The sequence below is a fragment of the Actinomycetospora aeridis genome, from assembly GCF_037400275.1.
Taxonomy (GTDB): domain Bacteria; phylum Actinomycetota; class Actinomycetes; order Mycobacteriales; family Pseudonocardiaceae; genus Actinomycetospora; species Actinomycetospora aeridis.
On record NZ_JBBEGL010000013.1, the window covers coordinates 89089 to 111066 of the forward strand.

General features: G+C 75.0%; 19 protein-coding genes. 14 read left to right on the forward strand and 5 right to left on the reverse strand.

Annotated elements, in window-relative coordinates:
* Window positions 1-113 precede the first annotated feature (113 nt).
* The 3 genes from WCD41_RS28710 to lexA form a co-directional block, all read right to left on the reverse strand.
* Window positions 114-1286 carry an MFS transporter gene (locus WCD41_RS28710; RefSeq protein ID WP_337718665.1) on the reverse strand — a complete coding sequence of 391 codons (1173 nt, stop codon included), beginning with the start codon at window positions 1284-1286 and terminating at the stop codon, window positions 114-116.
* Window positions 1283-1945, reverse strand: coding sequence for a FadR/GntR family transcriptional regulator (locus WCD41_RS28715; RefSeq protein WP_337718666.1), 663 nt, complete (start codon window positions 1943-1945; stop codon window positions 1283-1285). Before WCD41_RS28715 ends, WCD41_RS28710 begins: the two co-directional genes overlap by 4 nt.
* Window positions 1946-2052: 107 nt before the next feature.
* On the reverse strand, window positions 2053-2838 hold the full coding sequence (gene lexA, locus WCD41_RS28720; protein ID WP_337718667.1) for a transcriptional repressor LexA: 786 nt from the start codon (window positions 2836-2838) through the stop codon (window positions 2053-2055).
* Window positions 2839-3056: 218 nt separating this feature from the next.
* Here lexA and WCD41_RS28725 point away from each other — a divergent pair, with 218 nt between their 5' ends.
* From WCD41_RS28725 to WCD41_RS28745, 5 genes are all read left to right on the forward strand, one after another.
* On the forward strand, window positions 3057-3665 hold the full coding sequence (locus tag WCD41_RS28725) for a LysM peptidoglycan-binding domain-containing protein (protein ID WP_337718668.1): 609 nt from the start codon (window positions 3057-3059) through the stop codon (window positions 3663-3665).
* Between the two features lie 487 nt (window positions 3666-4152).
* Window positions 4153-4689: a transcriptional regulator NrdR gene (nrdR, locus tag WCD41_RS28730; RefSeq protein ID WP_337718669.1), complete on the forward strand. Its 537-nt coding sequence runs from the start codon at window positions 4153-4155 to the stop codon at window positions 4687-4689.
* 84 nt (window positions 4690-4773) lie between these two features.
* Entirely contained in the window at window positions 4774-7629 is a 2856-nt protein-coding gene (locus WCD41_RS28735; RefSeq protein WP_337718670.1) for a vitamin B12-dependent ribonucleotide reductase, read from the forward strand.
* A 144-nt stretch (window positions 7630-7773) separates the two neighbouring features.
* The gene (locus WCD41_RS28740; RefSeq protein WP_337718671.1) at window positions 7774-11115 is read left to right on the forward strand and encodes an ATP-binding protein; all 3342 of its coding nucleotides are present in this window, start codon (window positions 7774-7776) and stop codon (window positions 11113-11115) included.
* Window positions 11116-11168: 53 nt separating this feature from the next.
* Window positions 11169-11837, forward strand: coding sequence for a hypothetical protein (locus tag WCD41_RS28745; RefSeq protein WP_337718672.1), 669 nt, complete (start codon window positions 11169-11171; stop codon window positions 11835-11837).
* 80 nt (window positions 11838-11917) lie between these two features.
* On the opposite strand, the gene WCD41_RS28750 is transcribed toward WCD41_RS28745, so the two are convergent.
* Window positions 11918-12667: an endonuclease/exonuclease/phosphatase family protein gene (locus WCD41_RS28750; protein ID WP_337718673.1), complete on the reverse strand. Its 750-nt coding sequence runs from the start codon at window positions 12665-12667 to the stop codon at window positions 11918-11920.
* A 56-nt stretch (window positions 12668-12723) separates the two neighbouring features.
* On the opposite strand from WCD41_RS28750, the gene WCD41_RS28755 reads away from it, so the two are divergent.
* From WCD41_RS28755 to WCD41_RS28785, 7 genes are all read left to right on the forward strand, one after another.
* On the forward strand, window positions 12724-13281 hold the full coding sequence (locus tag WCD41_RS28755) for a nucleotidyltransferase family protein (protein WP_337718674.1): 558 nt from the start codon (window positions 12724-12726) through the stop codon (window positions 13279-13281).
* An 18-nt stretch (window positions 13282-13299) separates the two neighbouring features.
* Complete coding sequence (locus tag WCD41_RS28760) at window positions 13300-14073, forward strand: HipA family kinase (protein WP_337718675.1); 774 nt, start codon at window positions 13300-13302, stop codon at window positions 14071-14073.
* Window positions 14070-14459 (forward strand): DUF3037 domain-containing protein, encoded by a 390-nt coding sequence (locus WCD41_RS28765; RefSeq protein WP_337718676.1) that lies wholly within the window; start codon window positions 14070-14072, stop codon window positions 14457-14459. The genes WCD41_RS28760 and WCD41_RS28765 overlap by 4 nt, the downstream gene beginning before the upstream one ends.
* Before the next feature lie 115 nt (window positions 14460-14574).
* Window positions 14575-16956: a phosphoenolpyruvate synthase gene (gene ppsA, locus WCD41_RS28770; RefSeq protein WP_337718677.1), complete on the forward strand. Its 2382-nt coding sequence runs from the start codon at window positions 14575-14577 to the stop codon at window positions 16954-16956.
* An 86-nt stretch (window positions 16957-17042) separates the two neighbouring features.
* Window positions 17043-18026: an esterase-like activity of phytase family protein gene (locus WCD41_RS28775; protein ID WP_337718678.1), complete on the forward strand. Its 984-nt coding sequence runs from the start codon at window positions 17043-17045 to the stop codon at window positions 18024-18026.
* Window positions 18027-18085: 59 nt separating this feature from the next.
* Complete coding sequence (locus tag WCD41_RS28780; protein ID WP_337718679.1) at window positions 18086-18988, forward strand: patatin-like phospholipase family protein; 903 nt, start codon at window positions 18086-18088, stop codon at window positions 18986-18988.
* The gene (locus tag WCD41_RS28785) at window positions 18985-20196 is read left to right on the forward strand and encodes a CynX/NimT family MFS transporter (protein WP_337718680.1); all 1212 of its coding nucleotides are present in this window, start codon (window positions 18985-18987) and stop codon (window positions 20194-20196) included. The genes WCD41_RS28780 and WCD41_RS28785 overlap by 4 nt, the downstream gene beginning before the upstream one ends.
* Here the strand turns inward: WCD41_RS28785 and WCD41_RS28790 are convergent.
* Entirely contained in the window at window positions 20189-20932 is a 744-nt protein-coding gene (locus WCD41_RS28790) for a TetR/AcrR family transcriptional regulator C-terminal domain-containing protein (RefSeq protein ID WP_337718681.1), read from the reverse strand. The two genes, WCD41_RS28785 and WCD41_RS28790, sit on opposite strands and share 8 nt — an antisense overlap.
* A gap of 64 nt (window positions 20933-20996) precedes the next feature.
* On the opposite strand from WCD41_RS28790, the gene WCD41_RS28795 reads away from it, so the two are divergent.
* Both WCD41_RS28795 and WCD41_RS28800 read left to right on the forward strand, forming a co-directional pair.
* Window positions 20997-21395, forward strand: coding sequence for a VOC family protein (locus tag WCD41_RS28795; protein WP_337718682.1), 399 nt, complete (start codon window positions 20997-20999; stop codon window positions 21393-21395).
* Between the two features lie 21 nt (window positions 21396-21416).
* The gene (locus WCD41_RS28800; protein ID WP_337718683.1) at window positions 21417-21905 is read left to right on the forward strand and encodes a GNAT family N-acetyltransferase; all 489 of its coding nucleotides are present in this window, start codon (window positions 21417-21419) and stop codon (window positions 21903-21905) included.
* Window positions 21906-21978 lie beyond the last annotated feature (73 nt).

Sequence of the window (21978 nt, forward strand, 5' to 3'; positions counted from 1 at the left end):
CCCGATCGCGGTGCTCGCGGTCGGCGCCGTCGTCGTCACGCTCGGCGTCCGGGGCTGGGTGCGGGAGCGCCGTCGCCGTCCCGAGGTCGGAGCGAACGTGGCGTTCGCTGCTTCTAGGCGTCCGGAGTCCCCGTTCGCGCCGTCGGGACGGCCGGGTCGGCCGGGTCCCGCAGCGCCAGCGTCAGCACCGCCGCGAGCGCCGGACCGGCGATGAGCACCGCGAGCGCGACCGTCGTGCCCCGGTGGTCGGCGAGCGCGCCGAGGGCGGGGGAGGCGAGCCCGCCGGCGCTCACGGCGAGCCCGAGCGTCACGGACGCCGCGAGCCCGAGGTGCCGCGGCAGGTAGGCCTGGCCGAGGGTGGTGTGCACGGGGACGGGCACGCCGAGCGCCGCCCCGAGCAGCCCGGTCGCGGCGAGCGCGAGGACGGGCGACGGCGCGACCAGTGTGGCCGCGAGCAGCGGCACGGCGGCGACGTAGGACCAGCGCAGGACCGCGGTGCGCCCCCAGCGCCGGGTCAGCGCGCTGCTCGCGACGGTGGCCACCGCGCCGGCGCCGGTGAAGATCCCCAGCGTGGTCGCGGCCAGCGCGGGGCCGAACCCGAAGCGCATCGTGAGGTGCACGGCGAGGAAGGCGCTGAGCCCGTAGAACGCGATCGAGCGGGTGACGACCACGCCCGTCAGCCACCCGAACCGGCGCCAGTCCTCCCGTCCCTCGACCACCGGCTGCTCGGACGACGTCGTGACCGGCCCCGGACGCCGGCGGGGGAGCAGCCCCAGCACCGCCGCGACGACCGCGGGCACCGCGAGCAGGGGCGTCGCCGCGAGCCCGAGACCGCCGATCACGAGCCCGACCGCGGCGGGACCGGCCGCGAACCCGGCCAGCCCGCCGACGGTGAACCACCCCATCCCGCGGTCGCCGGTACCGGTCGCGTGCACGGCCCGGGCCGCCTCCGGGTGGTAGGCGGCGATGCCGAGGCCGGAGAGCAGGACGGCGCACCAGGTCGCGAGGTAGGAGTCGGTGAGCCCGACCGCCCCGACACCCGCGGCGGCGAGGAGCATCCCGAGGATGCGCAGGCGCGGCATCCGCCGACGGTCGGTGACCAGGCCGAAGAGCGGCTGGGCCAGCGAGGACAGCACGGTCGCGGCCAGCACGATGCCGCCGGCGCGGGTGAGGTCCCAGCCGCGCACGGCGACGAGCGCGGGCACGAGGGCCGGGACCGCGCCCTGGTAGAGGTCGTCGACCCCGTGCTCGACGGCGAGCGCGAGGGCCCGTCGGCGACCGGTCACGCCGTACCGCCCAGCAGCCCGCGGAGCTCGCCCTCGCAGGCGTCGAGGTAGCCGCGGGTCGCGGCGGCGGCCGCCTCGGGGTCCCGGCGGGCGATGGCGTCCACGAGCGCGTCGTGCTCGGCGGCGGTGTCGACGCCGGAGCCCGGGTCGGCGCTGGTGTGCGTGAACGAGTCGTGGACGCCGTCGGCGAGGGCGTCGAAGATCCGGCCGAGGACGGGGTTGTGGGTCGCCGTCACGACGGCGCGGTGCAGCGCGAGGTCGGCGGCGGCCCACTCGCCGACCGCCCCGCAGGTGCGGGCCTTGCGCCGGTCGGCGACCGCGGCCTCGATGGCGACGAGGTCGTCGTCGGTGCGGCGCAGCGCGGCGAGGCGGGCGGCCTCGATCTCCGGACCGCGTCGGGCCTCGTAGACGTCGAGCGCCTCGGTGCGCCGCAGCGTCAGCGTCCACGTCCCGGCGCCCGGTTCCTCGGCGACGAACGTCCCGCGCCCCTGGGCCACCTCGAGCAGCCCGCGGTGCGCCAGCGCCTGGACGGCCTCGCGGACCGTCGACCGGCCGACCTCCAGCTCCGCGGCCAGGTCGGTGACCGCCGGCAACCGGTGCCCCGGCGGCCACTCGCCGTTCTCGATCGGCGCGGTCAGCGCGTCGATCACCTGCTCCACCAGCCCACCTCGGCGTACCGCCCGCACGACACTCCTCAGGTCATCAGATGACCTGACGGTAGGTCGGGCGCCCTCCGACGGCAAGCCGTCGGGGAGGGGCCCGGCCGTCAGAGCCGGCGCAGCACCGCCACGACCTTGCCGAGCACCGTGGCCTCGTCGCCCGGGATCGGCTCGAAGTCGTCGTTGTGCGGCATCAGCCAGATGTGGCCGTCCTTGCGCTTGTACGTCTTCACCGTGGCCTCGCCATCGATCATCGCCGCGACGATCTCGCCGTTGTCGGCGACGGGCTGCTGGCGGACGACCACCCAGTCGCCGTCGGTGATGGCGGCGTCGATCATCGAGTCGCCGACGACGCTGAGCAGGAACAGCGACCCCTCGCCGACCAGCTCGCGGGGCAGGGGGAAGACGTCCTCGACGGCCTGCTCGGCGAGGATCGGCCCACCGGCGGCGATGCGGCCGACGACCGGCACGAAGGTCGGCGCGGGCCGGTCGGAGCGGATCTCCTCGGTGTGCACGGCGGGCTCGGCGCCGGCGCCCTCGAGCTCCTCGGGGAGGCGGACGTCGAGCGCGCGCGGCCGGTTGGGGTCGCGGCGCAGGTAGCCCTTCTTCTCGAGGGTGCGCATCTGGTGGGCCACCGAGGACGTCGACGTCAGCCCGACGGCGTCGCCGATCTCGCGGACGCTCGGCGGATAGCCGTTGCGCTCCACGTGGTCGCGGATGACCTCGAGGACCTTGCGCTGCCGGGGGGTGAGCCCGGGCGACGCGTCGGCGTCGGCGGGCTCGGGGAAGGGGTGCACCCGGGCCGGCACGACGGCGGCGGCCGACTCGGGGGCCACCTCGGGCGCTGCCCCCGTCTCCTCGGTCCCGTCCGGGCCCCGGGGCGTGCGTGCCATGGCCGTGTCCTTTCCGACGTCGTCCGCGTCGCCCTCGACGGGCGTCGCGCCCCGCGCGGGCGGCGGGGGGTTCGACGGCGAAGTTAGCGCCGAGCACCGGCGGGATCAAACACGTGTTCGAACGACACGCCGGGCGATTCGTCGACGTTGTCGGGGGTCGATGCTAGACATCGCACACGCGTTCGATCGAACGGATGTGCGAAGTCGAGGAGGTCGACATGACCGTCGGGACCACCGGCCCGCAGGGCCGCTGCGATGTCGAGGTGCCGGGTCCGCGCGCGGCGGAGGTCGCCGGGTCCGTGTCGCCCGGAGGTGTGGCGCCCGCCGCGCCGGCCCGCGTCGCCCGCCCGGTGGGGCGCCCCCAGCCGGCGGGCTCCCGTCCGGCGCGCCCGGAGGACGTCCGCGGTCCGGTCCGTCCCTCCGGGCGTCGCGCGGCCACCGTGCTGCCCCCGGTGCGGCCGCGCGTCGCCGGGGGAGGTGCGCGTCGTGACGACGCCGGCGCCCCGCGCGGTGCCGTCACGCCCACGGTGCTGCGCCGCCGTCGCGTCGCCGCCGTCGCGGTCCTGGGCGTGCTGCTCGGCGTCCTGGCCGGCGTGCTGCTCGGCATGGTCGTGCCGTCCGGGGACGTGCCGGCCCCGTCGGGCCCGGCGCCGGCGGGCACCACGGTGGCCGTCGTCGGCGCGGGCGAGTCGCTCACCGACGTGGCCGGGCGGGTGGCGCCGGGCGCCGACGCCGGGGCCGTCGTCACGCGGATCCGCGAGCTGAACGGCCTGGAGGGCTCGGCCGTGGCGCCGGGCCGACCGCTCGTGGTGCCCACCGCCGGCTGAGCGCCGCGCGGGCGCGTCGCGTCCGCTCCCCGCGGGGGGCTCGGCAGGTGTGTCGTCGGGTGTGTCGTCGGGCGCGGGTGTCGCCCGGCGGTCGGTGCGTCGTCGGGACACCCACTCGGGCACCGCGCGTCCCCTTGTTCCACATCGCGGCCCGCTGGCCCTCGGTCGACGTCCGTTCGGCGCCCCGGTGTCCGGGAGCCGTCCGGGGAGTTGCATCCCGAGTCCGCGCGTCGCTACCGTCCCACCCCAACATCTAGTGGTTACACTGGTGTAGTTAGTCCACAGCTTGTGCACACCGGAGAGACTCCTTCCACAGGGTTCTCCACGGGAACGACGGTGGTGCTCCACCGGCAGGGGCGCTCGATCCACGGATCGGGCCCGGTGATCCCCAGTTCCGTCCCCAGGGACGGCGGGAGAGCAGGGTCCGGGTCGCGGGGGTGGGGACAACTCCGGCCGAGGGGCCGCGACGCGGGAGGGGGGAGTCGGCATGCGGTGTCCGTTCTGCCGGCACACCGACTCCCGGGTCGTCGACTCGCGCGAGGCGGACGAAGGGCAGGCGATCCGGCGACGCCGGTCGTGCTCGTCGTGCGGCAAGCGCTTCACCACCGTCGAGGAGCCGGTGCTCGCCGTGGTCAAGCGCAGTGGGGTCACCGAGCCGTTCAGCCGCGACAAGGTCGTGCGCGGTGTGGCCCGGGCCTGCCAGGGACGCCCGGTCGACCCGGACGCCCTGGCCCAGCTGGCCCATCGTGTCGAGGAGACGATCCGGGCCGCGGGCACCGCCGAGGTGCCCAGCCAGGAGGTCGGCATGGCCATCCTGGGGCCGCTGCGCGAGCTCGACGAGGTGGCGTACCTGCGCTTCGCCAGCGTCTACCGGAACTTCTCCTGCGTGGCCGACTTCGAGGCCGAGATCGCCGACCTGCGCGCCGCCGCGCAGCCCGGGGATGTCGGGGGTCGGGGCGACACTGCGGGGGAGTCGGCGGCAGACGTGCGGTCGGACGTGCCGGCGGCACGGGCCGGGGACTGACGGTCGGGGAGACACAGTGACGGGGTCGGAGCGTGGGGAAGCGCCGCCGGACCGTCGCGATCGACGAACAGAGGGATGGCACCGATGACGGAGACCGTCGGCACCACGTCCGAGGAGTCCGGATCCGCCGCGCCGCGGCGGGGTCTGACGATCGAGCGTGTCCACACCACCGCGGGGGTCCACCCCTACGACGAGGTCGTGTGGGAACGCCGTGACGTGGTGATGACGAACTGGCGCGACGGCTCGATCAACTTCGAGCAGCGTGGCGTCGAGTTCCCGCAGTCCTGGTCGGTCAACGCCGTCAACATCGTCACCAGCAAGTACTTCCGCGGCGCCCAGGGCACCGAGGCGCGCGAGTCGAGCCTGCGCCAGCTCATCGACCGGGTGGTCAGCACCTACACCGCGGCGGGCACGCAGCACGGCTACTTCGCGACCCCGGACGACGCCGAGGTCTTCTCCCACGAGCTGACCTGGATGCTGCTGCACCAGTACTTCAGCTTCAACTCGCCGGTCTGGTTCAACGTCGGCACCACGTCGCCGCAGCAGGTCAGCGCCTGCTTCATCTTGTCGGTCGACGACACGATGGAGTCGATCCTCAACTGGTACCGCGAGGAGGGCCTGATCTTCAAGGGCGGCTCCGGTGCCGGCCTCAACCTCTCGCGCATCCGCTCGTCCAAGGAGCTGCTGTCCTCGGGCGGCACCGCCTCCGGGCCGGTGTCGTTCATGCGCGGCGCCGACGCCTCGGCGGGCACCATCAAGTCGGGCGGGGCCACGCGGCGCGCCGCGAAGATGGTCGTGCTCGACGTCGACCACCCCGACGTCGCCGAGTTCGTCGCCACCAAGCGCGACGAGGAGCGCAAGATCCGCGTCCTGCGCGACGCCGGGTTCGACATGGACCTCGGCGGCGCCGACATCGCCTCGGTGCAGTACCAGAACGCCAACAACTCGGTGCGGGTCTCCGACGAGTTCATGCGCGCGGTGCAGTCCGGCTCGGAGTTCGGCCTGCGGGCGCGGATGACCAACGAGGTGATCGACACCGTCGACGCCAAGCAGCTCTTCCGCAGCATGGCCGAGGCCGCCTGGGAGTGCGCCGACCCGGGCCTGCAGTACGACGACACGATCAACGACTGGCACACGTCGCCCGAGTCGGGACGCATCACCGCGTCCAACCCGTGCTCGGAGTACCTGCACCTGGACAACTCCAGCTGCAACCTCGCGTCGCTGAACCTCATGAAGTTCCTCGACGCCGACAACACCTTCCGCGTCGACGACTTCGTGCGCTCGGTCGAGCTGGTCATCACCGCGATGGACATCTCGATCTGCTTCGCCGACTTCCCCACCGAGCCCATCGGCGAGACCACCCGCGCCTTCCGCCAGCTCGGCATCGGCTACGCCAACCTCGGCGCCCTGCTCATGGCCACCGGCCGGGCCTACGACTCCGAGGGCGGCCGCGCGCTCGCCGCGTCGATCACCTCGCTGATGACGGGCACCGCCTACCGCCGCTCCGCCGAGCTCGCCGGCGCGGTCGCGCCGTACGACGGCTACGCCCGCAACGCCGACGCCCACCGTCGCGTCATGCGCAAGCACGCCGCGGGCAACGACGCCATCCGCACGCTGCACCGCGAGGACGCCCGCATCCGCGACGCGGCGACGCGGCAGTGGCAGGACGGCATCGAGATCGGCGCGCGCCAGGGCTGGCGCAACGCCCAGGCCAGCGTGCTCGCGCCCACCGGCACCATCGGCTTCATGATGGACTGCGACACCACGGGGGTGGAGCCGGACTTCTCGCTGGTCAAGTTCAAGAAGCTGGTCGGCGGCGGCTCGATGCAGATCGTCAACCAGACCATCCCGCGCGCGCTCGACGTCCTGGGCTACCCGGCCGAGACGAGCGAGGCGATCGTCGAGTACATCGCCGAGCACGGTCACGTCGTCGACGCCCCGGGCCTGCGTCCCGAGCACTACGAGGTGTTCGACTGCGCGATGGGCCAGCGCTCGATCGCGCCGATGGGCCACGTGCGGATGATGGCCGCGGTCCAGCCGTTCATCTCCGGCGCGATCTCCAAGACGGTCAACATGCCGGAGCAGGCCTCCGTCGAGGACGTCGAGGAGATCTACTTCGAGTCCTGGAAGCTGGGGCTCAAGGCGCTCGCGATCTACCGCGACAACTGCAAGGTCGGCCAGCCGCTGTCCACCGGCAAGAAGAACACCGCCGAGAAGGCCACCGAGGCGACACCCGCCGTCACCGAGCAGCGCCCGGTGCGCAAGCGCCTGCCGAAGAAGCGCCCGAGCGAGACGGTGTCGTTCGCCGTGGCGGGCGCCGAGGGCTACATGACGGCGGGGTCCTACCCCGACGACGGTCTCGGTGAGATCTTCGTCAAGATGTCGAAGCAGGGCTCGACGCTCGCCGGTGTCATGGACGCGTTCTCGATGGCCATCTCGATTGCGCTGCAGTACGGTGTGCCGCTGGAGACCTACGTCTCCAAGTTCGTCAACATGCGCTTCGAGCCCGCGGGCATGACCGACGACCCCGACGTCCGCATGGCCACGAGCGTCGTCGACTACCTGTTCCGTCGCATCGCGCTCGACCACCTGCCCTACGAGAAGCGCGCCCAGCTGGGCATCTTCTCGGCGGACGAGCGCTCGGCCCAGGTGGCTGCCACCGACTACGGCACCGGAACGCCCGCCGCGCCCGCTCCTTCGGCGGAGCCGGCGGTCGACGTCGACTCGCTGCGCACGTCGGTGGACGTGTCCACGGACGAGGAGCACACCCCGGCGGCGCGGAAGGCCGACGTGTCGGTCGGCAGCTCCACGGAGCTGCTCGAGCTCCAGCAGGGCAAGGCGGCCGACGCGCCGCTCTGCCTCACCTGCGGCACGAAGATGCGCCCCGCGGGCTCCTGCTACGTCTGCGAGGGCTGCGGCTCCACCAGCGGCTGCAGCTGACCGCAGCCCGACGGACCATGTCCGCTCCCCAGCCCGCCCGGGGCGTCCGGCGTCACCACGACGCCGGACGCCCCGGGCGGCGTGGTCAGGTGTCGAGGTCGGCCCGGACCCGCCGGTGATCGCGATCTCCGTACGCTGACCGGCGTGCTGGAGATCGGGGTGCTGGGCGAGGTCCGCGCCCACCTCGACGGGCGACGTCTCGATCTCGGCGGGCCCCGCCAGCGGGCCGTGCTCGCGCTGCTCGTCGCGGCGAACGGCGCGGTCGTGCCCACCGACCGGTTCGTGGAGGACCTCTGGGCCGGTGAGCCGCCGCCGCGGGCCACCGGCGCCCTGCAGGCCTACGTCTCCCACCTGCGACGCGTCCTCGAACCCGACCGCGCCCCGCGCCGGCCCGCCCAGGTGCTGGTCAGCGCCACGCCCGGCTACCGGCTCGAGCTCCCCGTCGAGGCCGTCGACGCCTGGCACCACGTGGCACTCGTCGCGGCGGCCCGCCGGGCGCTCGACGAGGGCGACCCCGAGGGCGCGCTCACCCACCTCGCGGCGGCGCGGTCCCGGTGGGCCGGCCCGCCCTACGCGGCGTCGGCCGACCAGCCGTGGGCCGCGGCCGAGGTCGACCGGCTGGTCGCCACCCGCGCCTCGGCGGCCGAGATCGCGGGCGCGGCGGCCATCGCCGTGGGACGACCCGACGACGCCCTCGCCGACCTCGAGGCCGTCGTCCGCGACGACCCGCTGCGCGAGCGCACCGCCGCCGTCCTCGCCCGCACGCTCGCGGCCGCAGGCCGGCAGGGCGACGCCCTCGCGGTCGTCCGCGCCACCCGCGAGCGCCTGGTCGACGAGCTGGGCGTCGACCCGGGCGCCGACCTCCGCGCCGCGGAATCGGCGGTCCTCGCGGGAGAGGCTGCCCCGTCGGCAGGTCCCGATCGAGCGCGTGGCGATACGGACGTCCAGCGTCAGCGACGCCACTCCGCGGACACTTCGGGGGCGCCCGCCGCGAGTGCGAACGGGGACTTCGGACGCGTAGAAGCAGCGAACAGGACGTTCGCTGCACCAGGGGCGACCACCTTCCTCGGGCGCAGCGACGAACGGGCGCGCCTGCACCGCGCCGCGCGGGCCACGGCCGGCGGGCGCGGGGCCGCGGTGGCGTGGGTCGAGGGCGCGGCGGGCAGCGGGAAGTCCGCGCTGCTGGAGCAGGTGGCGACCGAGCTCGGCGACGGCGTCCTGCGGGCCCAGTGCTCGGAGGTCGACGGCGCCCCGCCGGGGTGGGCGTGGCGTGACCTGCTCGCCCGGCACACCGGCTCCCCGCCGGAGGCCCGCGACGCCTTCACGCTCACCGGTGAGCTGGCGAGCGCGCTCCGGGGCGCCGTGCGGGACGGGCTCGCCGTGCTGGTCGTCGAGGACGTCCACCGTGCCGACGGCGAGACGCTGCAGGTGCTGCGCCACCTCGTGACGTCGTCGACCGACCCGGTCCTCGTGCTCGCGAGCTTCCGCGACGACGAGGTGTCCGAGGAGCTCGCGCGCACCCTCGCGCTGCTCGCAGGCCGCACCGCCGACCGCATCGCGCTCGGTGGGCTCGACGCCGCCTCGGCGCGCACGCTGCTGCGCCGTGTCGTGGGCCGCGAGCTCCCCGAGGGGCTCTGGCGCGCCCTGGTCGAGCGAGCCGCCGGCCACGCGCTGTTCCTCGGCCAGCTCGGCAGGCTCGTCGCGTCCGAGGGGGTGGAGGTCGCCGCGCGGGGCGTGCCGGCCGGGGTGCGGGAGCTGATCGACCGCCGCGTGGAGCGCCTGCCGGCGCGAGCGGTGGCGACGCTGACGCGGGCGGCGGTGCTCGGCCGGGACACCGACGTCGACCTCCTGCTCGCCGTCGACGCGCTGCGCGGCGGGCTCGCCGACGACGACCTGCTCGACGACCTCGACACCGGCGTCGTCGCCGGGCTGCTCGTGGAGGCGCCCGACACGGGGCTGCGGTTCGCCCACGCGCTCATCCGCGACACGTTCGCCGAGCGCACCCCGCCCCTACGTCGCGCGCGCCTGCACCTCGCGCTGCTCGACGTCCTCGAGCGCGACCACCCCGACCGCATCCACGCCCTCGCCCACCACGCCGAGGTCGCGCTCTCGGCGGCCACCGCTCCGCGCGCCCTCGCCCACCTCGCCCGTGGCGCCCGGGATGCCCGCGAGGCCGGGGCGGTCGACGACGCGGTGCGCTGGTGGCGGGCGGTCCTGCGCGCCCACGACCTGGGCGGCGGCACACCGGCAGGCCGCGTCGACGCCCAGGGCGAGCTGGTCCGCGCGCTCGCCGCCAGCGGGGACCTGGTGGCCGCCCGCGCCGAGCGCGCCCGTGCCGTCGCGGCGGCCCAGGGGCTCGGCGACCTCGCCCTCGAGGCGCGGGCGTGGCGCTGGGACGTGACGACGCTGTGGAGCACCCGGCCCAGCGACGAGGACAACGCCGCCGCGATCGCCCGCCTGCAGGAGCTCCTCGCGCTCATCGACGACCGCGCGCTGCGCGCCGACCTCCTGCTCGCCCTCGCCCACGAGTGCGAGCCGTGGAACCTGGAGATCGGCAGGCCCGCGGCGGTCGAGGCGCTCGCGCTCGCCCGGGAGATCGGTGACCCACGGCTGCTGTGCCGAGCGCTCAACGTCGAGTACCTGCACACGTTCGCCGTGCCCGACCCCGACCACCACCGGCGCACCGGCGAGGAGATGCTCGCGCTCGCCGTCCGCGCGTCGCTGCCCGAGCACCGCGCGCTCGCCCACCTCGTGCTCTCGGCCGAGGCGGTCGGCCGCGGCGCCCTCGACGGGGCCCGGCGCCACCTGGACGACGCCGCCGCCGTCGCGACCGGCGGCCAGCTCCCGGTCCTGCTGCTCTCGATCGCGCTGTTCGAGGCGACCCTCGACCACGTGCGCGGGCGCACCGACGCCGCTCGGGCGGCGTTCGACGACCTCACCGCCCGGCTCGCCGCGACCGGCGACCCCAACGGCCGCGTCATCCGCGTCTGGTCGATGACGACGCTCGCGGTGGCCGCCGGCGACGCCTCGTCGATGCTCGGCGAGCTCGAGGAGATCGCGGCGCGCGACCCCGCGCCGGTCGCGGTCCTGCTCGTGCACGCCCGTCTCGACGCCGGGCAGGAGCAGCGGGCGCGGTCGGGCTGGCCGCTGCCGCCGTTGCCCCGCGAGGGCACGTGGCTGCTCGAGACCGCGCTCCAGTGCCTGGCCGCCGCCCGCCTGGGCGACGCGGAGGTGCTGCGGCGCACCCGGAGCGACCTCGCGCCGTGGCGCGGGCGGCTCGTCCACACCGTCAACGGGCAGCTCGTGCTCGGCCCCGTCGACCTCGTGCTGGCGCGCGCCGCCGTCGCCGCGGGCGAGCCCCGGGAGGTGCTCGCGGCTCTCGACCGCGTCGCCGCGCTCGCCGACCGGATCGGCGCACCCCACTGGCGGGCGGAGTCCGAGGCGCTCCGCGACGAGCTGCAAGTCGTTCACAAGCACGGGGAGTGACGATCTCCGGTAGCAGGAGGCCGACCGGGTCTCCGTGAGCCAGGGAGCCTTCCGTGATCGTCACACGCCGTCTCGTCCACACCCTCGGTGCCGTCGCGCTCGGCGCCTCGGGCGTCGCCGGGCTCGCGGGCGGCATGCTGCACCCCGTCGTCGAGGGGCAGTCCCACTCCGTGGCGTCGATGACCGCCGAGGGCGGCCCACCGGCGTACCTGCTGCTCTACGCCGGCGCGGTGCTGCTCATGCTCGGGCTGCCCGCGGCCTACGCCCGGCTCGCCCCGCGGGTGGGGCTGCTCGGGCTGGCCGGCTTCGGGCTCTACATGACCGGCAACGCCCTGTCGGCGCAGTCGCACCTCGTCGTCGAGGGCTTCGTCGCCCGCGACATCGTCGGGACCCGGCCCGACCTCGTGCCCGCCGACGGCACCATCCTCGCCGCCCCGTCGTTCGTGACCCTGCAGACGGTCGGTGGCCTCGTCTTCGTCGCAGGCGTGCTCCTCGTCGGCGTCGCGCTGATCGTGCACGCCCCCGTGCCGCGCTGGATCGGCGTGGCGTTCGTGCTCTCCGCGCTCGGCGTCCTCGTCCCGCTGCCCGAGGCGCCGGTGCTCACCGGGCTGCAGGTCGAGCTGTTCGAGGCGATCGGCACGGTCGGTCTCGCGGTCGCCGTGCTCCGCGCGCCGCGCCGCGTGGCTCCGGCCGCCGAGCGGGCGCCCGTCCTCGCCGCCTGAGCGTGGGGAGCGAGGGACTCCCCGGGTGCCTGCCACGCAGCGGGGGTGACCCTCGCCCGCCACCTCGGCGACGCGGCGCCTCAGTCGGCGGGCACCACGGTCGCCGACAGGGCGCGGTGGTCGGAGACCGGCGGGTGGTGCACGCGCGGCGCGGAGGCGACCACGCCCCGGCCGAGCATGTGGTCGATCTGCCGGCGCGGGGCGTCGGAGGGGAACGTCCGCCCGGCGGCGAGCCCGCGCAGCCCGCTCGCGAGCCCGGCGCGGCGGACGCCGAGGTTGAGGTCGCCCGTGACCACCAGGGGGTCCTCGTCCCGCAGGGCGCGTACGAGGTGGCGCAGCTGGACGAGGTTCCACCCCGGGATGAACGACAGGTGCGTGGTCACGACGGTGACCGGGCCGTGGGGGCCGACGACGCGGGCGGCCACCGCGGTGCGGGGCTCGTCGCGCACGACGACGAGGCGGCGGGGCCGGCCGAGCACCATCGGGATGTCGCGCGGCAGGCGCGGCAACGGCACCACGCGCCAGTGGTCGACCGGGTAGCGGGACAGCAGCGCGACGCCGTAGGCGGGGGCGTCGGGGACGTCGGCCGCGGTCCACGATCCGGGCACTCCGTAGAGGGTCGGCGCGAAGCGGTGCTCGACGGCGCCCATCGCCTCGGCGGCCGCCGCGGTGAGGTCGGTCCCGCCCGAGCGGGGCTGGGCGCGGTCGACCTCCTGCAGGCCGAGCACGTCGACGTCCAGCCCGCCGACGGCGTCGGTGAAGCGTCGCAGGTCGACGGGTCCGTCCGCGGTGGCGGCCCCGTGCAGCACGTTCCATGTCCCGAGTCGCACGAGCCCCCGGGTTCCCCGGGTTCGTCCGGCCTCCACCCGGGGTAGGGAATCCGTCGATGAGCGATCCCGAGGGTGCCGGCCGGCGCGAGGCGCTCAAGCGCGTCGCGGTCACCCTGCGTGCGGGGGACGTCGGGTTCGCCCTCGCCGGTGGCTACGCGGGCTGGGCGCTCGGCGGCCCGGAGCCGGACAACGACGTCGACTTCGTCGTCGCCGAGGCGGACGCCGACCGCGCGGCGTCGGTGCTCGGCGAGGCCGGCCTCGACGTGCGGCAGCCGCCCGAGGACTGGCTGTTCAAGGTCTACACCGACGGGGCGATGGTCGACGTCCTGTTCCGCCTGGCCGGCGAGACGGTGGACGACGAGCTGCTCGGCCGCGCCGTGGAGCAGGAGGTGCTCTCGGTGTCGATGCCCGTCGTCGACGCCACCGACCTCGTCATCGGCAAGCTCGCCGCGCTCAACGAGCACGCCTGCGACCTGTCGAAGGTCCTGCCGACCGCGCGGGCGCTCCGCGAGAAGATCGACTGGCCGCGGGCCGAGGCGGCGACGGCGTGGAACGACATCGCCGTGGCGTGCCTCTTCCTGCTGCGGCGCCTGCAGGTCGTGCCCGAGGCATGAGCGAGGCGTGAGCGAGGCGTGAGCGTGTTGGATGGCCCCGTGTCCGCGCTGCGCCGGGTCGTCGCCACCCGGTACGTCACCCCGCTGCGCGAGGGCGGGTCGTTGCCAGGGCTCGTCGAGGCCGCCGATCTCGGCACCTACGTCGCCAAGTTCGTCGGCGCCGGCCAGGGGCCGAAGGCGCTGGTGGCCGAGGTGATCGCGGGCGAGCTGGCCCGGCGGCTCGGGCTGCGCGTGCCGGAGCTGGTGGTGCTCGAGCTCGATCCGGTCATCGCCCGCGCCGAGCCCGACTGGGAGGTCCAGGAGCTGCTCGCGCGCAGCGGCGGCGACAACCTCGGCATGGACTTCCTGCCCGGCGCGATCGGCTTCGACCCGGTCGCGCACCGCGTCGACCCGGCCGAGGCGTCGCGGGTGCTGTGGTTCGACGCCTTCGTCGAGAACGTCGACCGCTCCTGGCGCAACCCGAACCTGCTGCGCTGGCACCGCGACCTGTGGCTCATCGACCACGGCGCCTGCCTGTACTTCCACCACTCCTGGGCCCGCGCGGCGGCCGCCGTCGCCCGGCCCTACGACGCGGGCGACCACGTCCTCGCGCCCGCCGCCACCGCCCGCGCCGAGGCCGACGCCGAGCTGGCCGGGCGGATCGACGCCGGCCTGCTCGTCGACGTCGTCGCCCGCGTCCCGGACGTGTGGCTGGCCGACGCCGGTGCCGCGGAGCCCGACGCTCTCCGCGAGGCCTACGTCGAGCACCTGCTCGGCCGCCTCGCCGTCCGTGAGGCGTGGGTGCCGACGTGACCGGGGACGGACGCGACACCTTCGAGTACGCCCTGCTGCGGGTCGTGCCCGACATCGAGCGCGGCGAGCTCGTCAACGTCGGCGTCCTGCTCTACTGCCGGCACCGTGAGCACCTCGACGCCCGGGTTGCTCCCGACCTCGAGCGCCTGCGGGCACTGCACCCCGGCGTCGACCTCGACGCGGTCCGTGACGCCGTCGACGCCTGGGAACGGGCGGTACGGGGCGAGGGGCCGGCGGCGGTGCTGTCGCCGGGGGAGCGGTTCCGCTGGCTGACCGCGCCCCGCAGCACCGTCCTGCAGCCCGGGCCCGTGCACACCGGGCTGACCGCGGACCCGGACGCCGAGATCGATCGGCTCGTCGCCCGGCTGGTGCGCCCCGCGTCCTGAATCGGTCCCCGGTTTCCCGGGGGCACGGGCCGGGGGATTCCGTCCGGTGCTCGGCCGTGCGCGATCGTCGTGGCGGGAACGACGGGGCGCGCGGCCCCCGGACGAGGAGGATGCGGTGGCCGACGAGGTCCGCTGGCTGGAGACGGTGGGTTCCGGCGACGTCGAGGAGGTGGGCGGCAAGAACGCCTCGCTCGGCGAGATGATCGGCAACCTGGCCGGCCGGGGCATCCGCGTGCCGGGGGGCTTCGCGACCACGGCGACGGCGTACCGCTCGTTCCTGCAGGCCAACGACCTCGACGACGAGATCGCGGGCATCCTCGCCGAGCTCTCCGACGGCCGCCGTGAGCTCGCCGACGCCGGGCGGGCGATCCGTGAGCTGTTCGACCGGGCGGAGTTCCCCGACGCGACGGCCGAGGCGATCCGGTCCGCCTACGCGGAGCTGGGGGAACGCTACGAGACGACCGACGTCGACGTCGCCGTGCGCAGCAGCGCGACCGCCGAGGACCTGCCCGACGCGAGCTTCGCGGGCCAGCAGGACACCTACCTGAACATCACCGGCGCCGACGCGCTGCTCGCCGCCTGCAAGGACTGCTACGCCTCGCTGTTCACCGACCGCGCCATCAGCTACCGCGTCGAGCAGGGCTTCGAGCACACCGACGTGGCGCTCTCCATCGGCGTGCAGAAGATGGTGCGCTCCGACCTCGGGTCGGCGGGCGTGATGTTCACGATCGACTCGGACACCGGCTTCCCCGACACCGCGATCATCAACGCGGCCTGGGGCCTCGGCGAGAACGTCGTCGGCGGGGAGGTGACCCCGGACCAGTACACGGTCTACAAGCCGTTCCTGGAGAACGCCGACCTCGTCCCGATCCTCGCGAAGACGATCGGGGCCAAGGAGCGCAAGCTCGTCTACACCGACTCCGGCGACGAGCCGACCGCGAACGAGGAGACCACCGACGAGGAGCGTCGCGCTCTCGTCCTGGACGACGACGAGATCCTCCAGCTCGCCCGCTGGGGCACCGTCATCGAGGCGCACTACGAGCGCCCGATGGACGTCGAGTGGGCCCGCGACGGGCGCTCCGGTGAGCTTTTCGTCGTGCAGGCGCGCCCGGAGACCGTCCAGTCGCGGGCCGGGGCGGGGACGCTCTCGACGTTCAGCCTCACCGAGTCCGGCGAGGTGATCGTCTCGGGTCTGGCGATCGGCCAGGCGATCGCGGCCGGCGAGGTGCAGGTGATCGCGTCGGCCGACGACGTCGACAGCTTCACCGACGGCAAGGTCCTCGTCACCGAGATGACCGACCCGGACTGGGTGCCGATCATGCGGCGCGCCGCCGGGATCGTCACCGACCGGGGCGGTCGCACGTCGCACGCGGCGATCGTCAGCCGCGAGCTGGGCGTGCCCGCGATCGTCGGGACCGGGAACGCCACCGAGGTGCTCGGCGACGGGCGCGAGGTGACGATCTCGTGCGTCGAGGGCGACGAGGGGCACGTGTACGAGGGGCTGCTCGCGTACGAGGAGCAGGAGCTCGACCTCGAGTCGGTGCCGCAGCCGCAGACGCGCGTGATGATGAACATCGGCAGCCCGGCCGCCGCGATGCAGTGGTGGCGCCTGCCCGCCCACGGGATCGGGCTGGCGCGCATGGAGTACCTCGTCAACAACGTCATCCAGGCCCACCCGCTGGCGCTGCTGCACCTCGACGAGGTCTCCGACGCCGACGCGAAGGCCCAGATCGAGGAGCTGACCGCGGGCTGGGAGGACAAGGGCGAGTACTTCGTCGACCACCTCGCCCGCGGGGTCGCGACGATCGCCGCGTCGCAGTACCCGGAGCCGGTGGTGGTCCGCCTCTCGGACTTCAAGACCAACGAGTACGCCGGCCTGCTCGGCGGGACGCAGTTCGAGCCCGACGAGGAGAACCCGATGCTGGGCTGGCGGGGGGCGTCGCGCTACTACAGCGACGACTACCGCGAGGCCTTCGCGCTGGAGTGCCGGGCGCTGCAGCGGGTGCGCACGACGATGGGCTTCACCAACGTCATCGTCATGGTCCCGTTCTGCCGCACCCCCGAGGAGGCCGACCGGGTCCTCGAGACGATGGCGGAGTACGGCCTCGAGCGCGGGCAGGACGGCCTGCAGGTCTACGTCATGGCCGAGATCCCGTCGAACATCCTGCAGGCCGACGAGTTCGCCGACCGGTTCGACGGCTTCTCGATCGGCTCGAACGACCTCACCCAGCTCACCCTGGGCATCGGTCGCGACGACGACCGCCTCACGCACCTGTTCGACGAGCGCAGCCCGGCGGTCAAGAAGATGATCACGATGCTCCTCGAGGCGGCCCACGCCAAGGACCGTTACGTCGGCATCTGCGGCCAGGGTCCGAGCGACCACCCCGACCTCGCCGAGTTCCTCGTGGAGCAGGGGATCGACAGCATGTCGCTGAACCCGGACTCCGTACTCACGGTGATCGAACGCGTGGCCGCGGCGGAGAAGAACCGGGGTTGACCGTGTCAGCGGCGTGGCGCCGCTGTCATCCAGTGTCCGTAACTCCACGCACTCGCCGTTCACCGCGGTGCGGCACGCTGCGCAGCGTGACCAGAGCTGCGCTGATCGCGCTCCTGCTCGCGACGCTCGCCACGCTCGCGGCGTGCAGCGCGGCGCCGGGGCCGACGTCCGCGACCGTCGCCCCGGCGCCGTGCTCGCCCGGCGTCGCGATCACCGGGTTCTCCGACACCCTCGACGGCGCGGAGTACGGCGCGCGCCGGACGTGGCCGGTCACGGGCCTCTCGGGCCTCGCGGTCGACCGCGACGGCAGCCTGCTGGCGCTGTCCGACCGCTCGGTGCTCTTCACCCTCGACCCGCGCACGCGGCGGCCCACGAATGCCGTCCCGCTGGTCGACGAGACGGGTGCGTCGCTGGACGCCGAGGGGCTCGCCGTCGACGCCGACGGCACGCGACTGGTCACCTCGGAGGCCGAGCCCTCGGTGCGGCGGTACGACGCCTCCGGGCGGGTGCTCGGCCGGCTCGACGTCCCGCCCGCCACCGCCGAGCGGGCCCGGCGCAACAAGACCCTCGAGGGCGTCGCCGTCCTCACCCCCGGCGGGCCGGTGGTCGCGGCGATGGAGGGCCCGCTCGACGGTGACGACCCCGGCGTGCGGCGGTTCCCGACCTGGACGGGCGGTGTGCCGGGCCCGGAGTACGCCTACCGGCCCGACGCCGGTCTCGACGTCTCCGAGCTCGCCGCCACGGGTGACGGGCGCCTGCTCGTCGTCGAGCGTTCCTACACCTCCGGCGTCGGCAACACCGTGCACCTGGCGCTCGCCGACCCCCGCGGCGTCACCGACGCCCGCCCCGTGCCCCGCACCCTGCTCGCCGACCTCGGCGCCTGCCCGAGCCTCGGTGCGGCGTCGCAGCAGGCCCAGGCGAACCCGTTGCTCGACAACGTCGAGGGCATGACCGTGCTCGGGCGCACCGCCGACGGCGCCCTGCGGGTCCTGCTCGTCAGCGACGACAACCAGGATGACGAGCAGACGACCCGGCTCTCCGACGTCCTCGTGCGCCTGCCGCCGGCGTGAATCGTGCGATCCGTGACATCGGTCGTGCGCGGCGTGCCGACGGGGTGGAGGGTGTCGCGGTGACCACCGACGCTCGCACCACCCCGCCCGTCCGCGCGCTCGTCCTCGGTGGCGGCGGCCTCGCCGGCATCGCGTGGGAGGTCGGCGTCCTCGTCGGCCTCTCCGAGGGCGGCGTCGACCTGGGGCTCGCCGACCGCATCGTCGGCACCTCGGCCGGCTCGGTCGTCGGGACGCTGCTCGCGACGGGCGTCGACCTGGCCGCGGTGCACGAGCAGCACCTGACCGGGCAGGCGGAGAGCACGGGACCGCCCGCGAACCTGGACATGGAGGCCCTCGGCGCCGAGCTCGCCGCCGCGATGGACGGAGCACGCGACGCGGGGGAGATGCGGGCCCGGCTCGGCGCGTGGGCGCTGGCCGCCGACACGCCGCCGGAGGCCGAGCGCCTCGCGGTGATCGACGCCCGCCTGCCGGTGAAGGACTGGCCGAAGGTCGACCTCCGGATCTCCGCCGTGGATGCGGAGACCGGGCACCTCGCGGTTTTCACGCGCGAGACCCGCGTGCGGCTCGTCGACGCCGTCGCGGCGAGCTGCGCCGTGCCCGGCGTGTGGCCGCCGATGACGGCCGGCACGCGGCGCTACATCGACGGCGGGGTCGCCTCGATCGTGCACGTCGCGCGCGCCGACGACGACGGCTTCGACGTCACCGGCCCGGCCGACCGGCTCGTCGTCGTCGCCCCGCTCGACCCGCCGGCGGGCGGCCCGTTCCGCTCGGTGACCCAGGAGATCGAGCACCGCGCCGAGCAGCACCCGGACTCGACCGCGGTGGCGGTGCTCGCCGACGAGACCTCCGTCGCCGCGTTCGGCACCAACGTCCTCGACCCGGCGACGATGCCGGCCTCCGCGCGGGCCGGGCGGGAGCAGGGCCGGGCCCGGGCGGGCGAGGTCGCGCAGGCGTGGTCGTGAGCGCTGCCCCGACGCCCACGGCCGGTGCCGCGGACGTGCGCCGCGGCGGCCTCCTCGCCGCGTTCGCGGTCCTCCTGCTCGCGGCCAACCTGCGCCCGCCGGTGGTCGGCGTCGCGCCGCTGGTCGACCAGGCGCGGGAGGCGCTCGGCGTCTCCAGCGGCGTCGCCGGGCTGCTGACCAGCCTCCCGGTGCTGTGCTTCGGTCTGCTCGCGCCCGTCGCGCCCCGGCTGGCGCGGCGCTGGGGGCTCGAGCGGCTGCTCGTCGCCGCGCTCGTCGTCCTCGCGATCGGCATCGCGCTGCGGCTGGTCTCCGCTCTCGCGGTGATCCTCGTCGGCAGCGTGCTCGTCGGCACCGCCATCGCCATCGGCAACGTGTCCCTGCCGACGCTGGTCAAGCGCGACTTCCCGCACCGCACCGGCGCGATGACCGGCGCGTACTCGATGGTGCTGACCGGCGGCGGCGCGGTGGCGGCCGCCGTCACGGTGCCGATGCAGCGCCTGACCGGCCTGGACTGGAGCGGCACGCTCGGGCTCTGGGGCCTGCTGACGCTCGCGACGCTGGTGGTGTGGCTCCCGCGGGCACGGCGGCGCACGGTGCCCCCGCCGCCCGCCCGGGAGGGGCAGTCGCTGCGCAGCGCGCTGCTGCGCGACCCGCTCGCCTGGCAGGTCACGCTGTTCATGGGCCTGCAGTCGCTGCAGTTCTACGCCCTGTCGGCGTGGATCCCGACGATCTTCGTCGACGCCGGGCGGACGCCGGCGGAGGGCGGCCTGCTCCTGTCGCTCGCCGGGTTCGTCGGTCTCGTGTTCTCGGCGACGGCCCCGTCGTTCGCCATGCGCCGCCCGTCCCAGAGCGTGGTCGTCGTGACGACCAGCATGTTCTACGTCGTCGGCTACGGCGGGCTGATCCTCGCGCCGCAGTCGTTCTCGGTGCTGTGGATGGTGCTGCTCGGGGTCGCGCAGGGCTCCAACATCGCGCTCGGCCTGCTGCTGATCACGCTGCGCTCCCCGGACACCGAGCACACCGCCGAGCTCTCGGCGATGGCGCAGGGCGTCGGCTACACGCTCGCCGCGCTGGGGCCGTTCGCCCTCGGTGCGCTGCACGACGCGAGCGGGGGCTGGACCGTCCCGCTGGTCGTGATGCTGGTGCTCGTCGTGCCGCTGCTCGTCGTGGGATGGGGCGCCGGGCGGGCCCGGCACGTGCTCAGCTGATCAGCGCCGCGAGCCCGTCGAGCGCCCGCGCGAGCCCGAAGCGCCAGGCCCGGTCGGGGTCGCGGGCGGAGTCCTGGGCCGCGCCCGCCGCGGCGCCGACGCGGACCGCCCGCGGGTAGCGTCCGGGGTCGAGGACCTGCGCCAGCACGGGCGCGCGCGCCGCCCACCACGCGGCGCCGTGCGACCCGTCGGCCGACTGCTGCTCGACGAGCGCCGCCGCCCGCGTGACGTCGAGCAGGAAGGTCAGGGCGGCGTCACGGTCGACGTCGTCGAGCCCGGCGCTCTCGGCGAGCTCGTCGAACGCCGCGAGCTCGTGCTCGTACTTCGCCGTCTCGCCGGGGCCGAGCACCGGCCGCCCGGGGTCGACGCGGGCGGTCCAGGGGTGGTCGCGGTGCAGGGCGCGGTTCTCCTCGGCGACCGCGGTGAGACGCTCGCGCCAGGGGCGCCCGGTGGTGTCGCGGCGGGCCATCGCGGCGTAGGCGGCGTCGACGACGAGGTCGGCGAGGTCGTCGCGGCCGGGAACGTAGGTGTAGAGCGTCATCGGGGCGACCCCGAGGTCCTTGGCGAGCGCCCGGACCGTCAGCCCCGCGAGCCCGTCCGCGCCGCCGGCGTCGGCCAGCGCGGTCGCGTGCGCGACGACGTCGTCGAGGACCAGCCCCCGCCGTGGTCCGCGGGTGCCGGCGGGCTGCTCGACGCGCCACAGCAGGGCGAGCGTGCGGGCAGGGTCGTCGGCCACCGAACGATCATGGCACATCGTCTCTGTACGGCGTACGTTGTACAGCGTACGGAAAGGGGATTCCATGAAGATCACCGCGTCCGCGGTCTCGTTGACCGTCGCCGACCCCGAGGCCTCGGCCTCGTTCCTCGCCGACCACTTCGGGTTCGAGCAGCTGATGGCCGCCGACGGGTTCGCGTCGCTGGGTCGGGAGGACGCCGGGGTGTCGGTCGTGTTCCTGCGGACGGGCCTGGCCTCGCTGCCCGCCGACCAGCGGGACGAGCACGCCGCCGGGCTGATCCTCGCGTTCGTCGTCGACGACCTCGAGGGCGAGCTCGCCCGGCTCGAGCGCGAGGGCGTGACGATCACGATGCCGCTCACCCCCGAGCCGTGGGGCGAGCGCGCGTTCCAGGTGCGCGACCCGAACCGGGTGATCGTGCAGCTCGTCGACTGGAACGGCGAGGTGGCTCCCGAGTACCGCTGAGCGGCCCGTCAGGATGGGCCCGTGGAGATCGTCCTGTCCGCCGTGCGCCCTGACTCGCCCGACGGTCGCAGCGCCCTGCGGGCCTACGCCGGCGAGCTCGCCGCGCGCTGGCCGGAGAAGGCCCCCGAGCCGACGTGGTCGGAGGACTTCCTCGCCGACGACCCGCTCGCCCTGTCCCCGCCGTCCGGCGTCCTGGTCGTCGCCAAGGAGGGGGAGCGGGTCGTCGGCTGCGCGGGGCTGCGGCTCGAGGGCGCCGACGTGCCGCCGGGGGCGGGGGAGATCAAGCGGATGTGGGTCGACCCGTCCACCCGCGGGAAGGGGCTGGGCCGGCGCCTGCTCGCGCACCTGACCGACCTCGCCCGCGAGGCCGGGCTGCGGAGGCTGGTGCTCGACACCGCCGGCGACCTCACCGAGGCCCGCGCCCTCTACGCGAGCGAGGGCTTCGTCGAGACCGCGCCCTACAACGCCAACCCCCACGCGCAGCACTGGTTCACCCGCGACCTGTGGTGACGCGGGTATGTGAGCGAAGTTCGGGCCGATAGGCCCCAACATAGCTCACCAGGGCCGGTCACCCCACCGAGCG

Coding starts and splice junctions, on each gene's coding strand:
- lexA (WP_337718667.1), bottom strand. CDS start 2,838: ATGGCACGCACGCCCCGGGGCCCGGACGGGACCGAGGAGACGGGGGCA.
- WCD41_RS28725 (WP_337718668.1), top strand. CDS start 3,057: ATGACCGTCGGGACCACCGGCCCGCAGGGCCGCTGCGATGTCGAGGTG.
- nrdR (WP_337718669.1), top strand. CDS start 4,153: ATGCGGTGTCCGTTCTGCCGGCACACCGACTCCCGGGTCGTCGACTCG.
- WCD41_RS28735 (WP_337718670.1), top strand. CDS start 4,774: ATGACGGAGACCGTCGGCACCACGTCCGAGGAGTCCGGATCCGCCGCG.
- WCD41_RS28755 (WP_337718674.1), top strand. CDS start 12,724: ATGAGCGATCCCGAGGGTGCCGGCCGGCGCGAGGCGCTCAAGCGCGTC.
- WCD41_RS28795 (WP_337718682.1), top strand. CDS start 20,997: ATGAAGATCACCGCGTCCGCGGTCTCGTTGACCGTCGCCGACCCCGAG.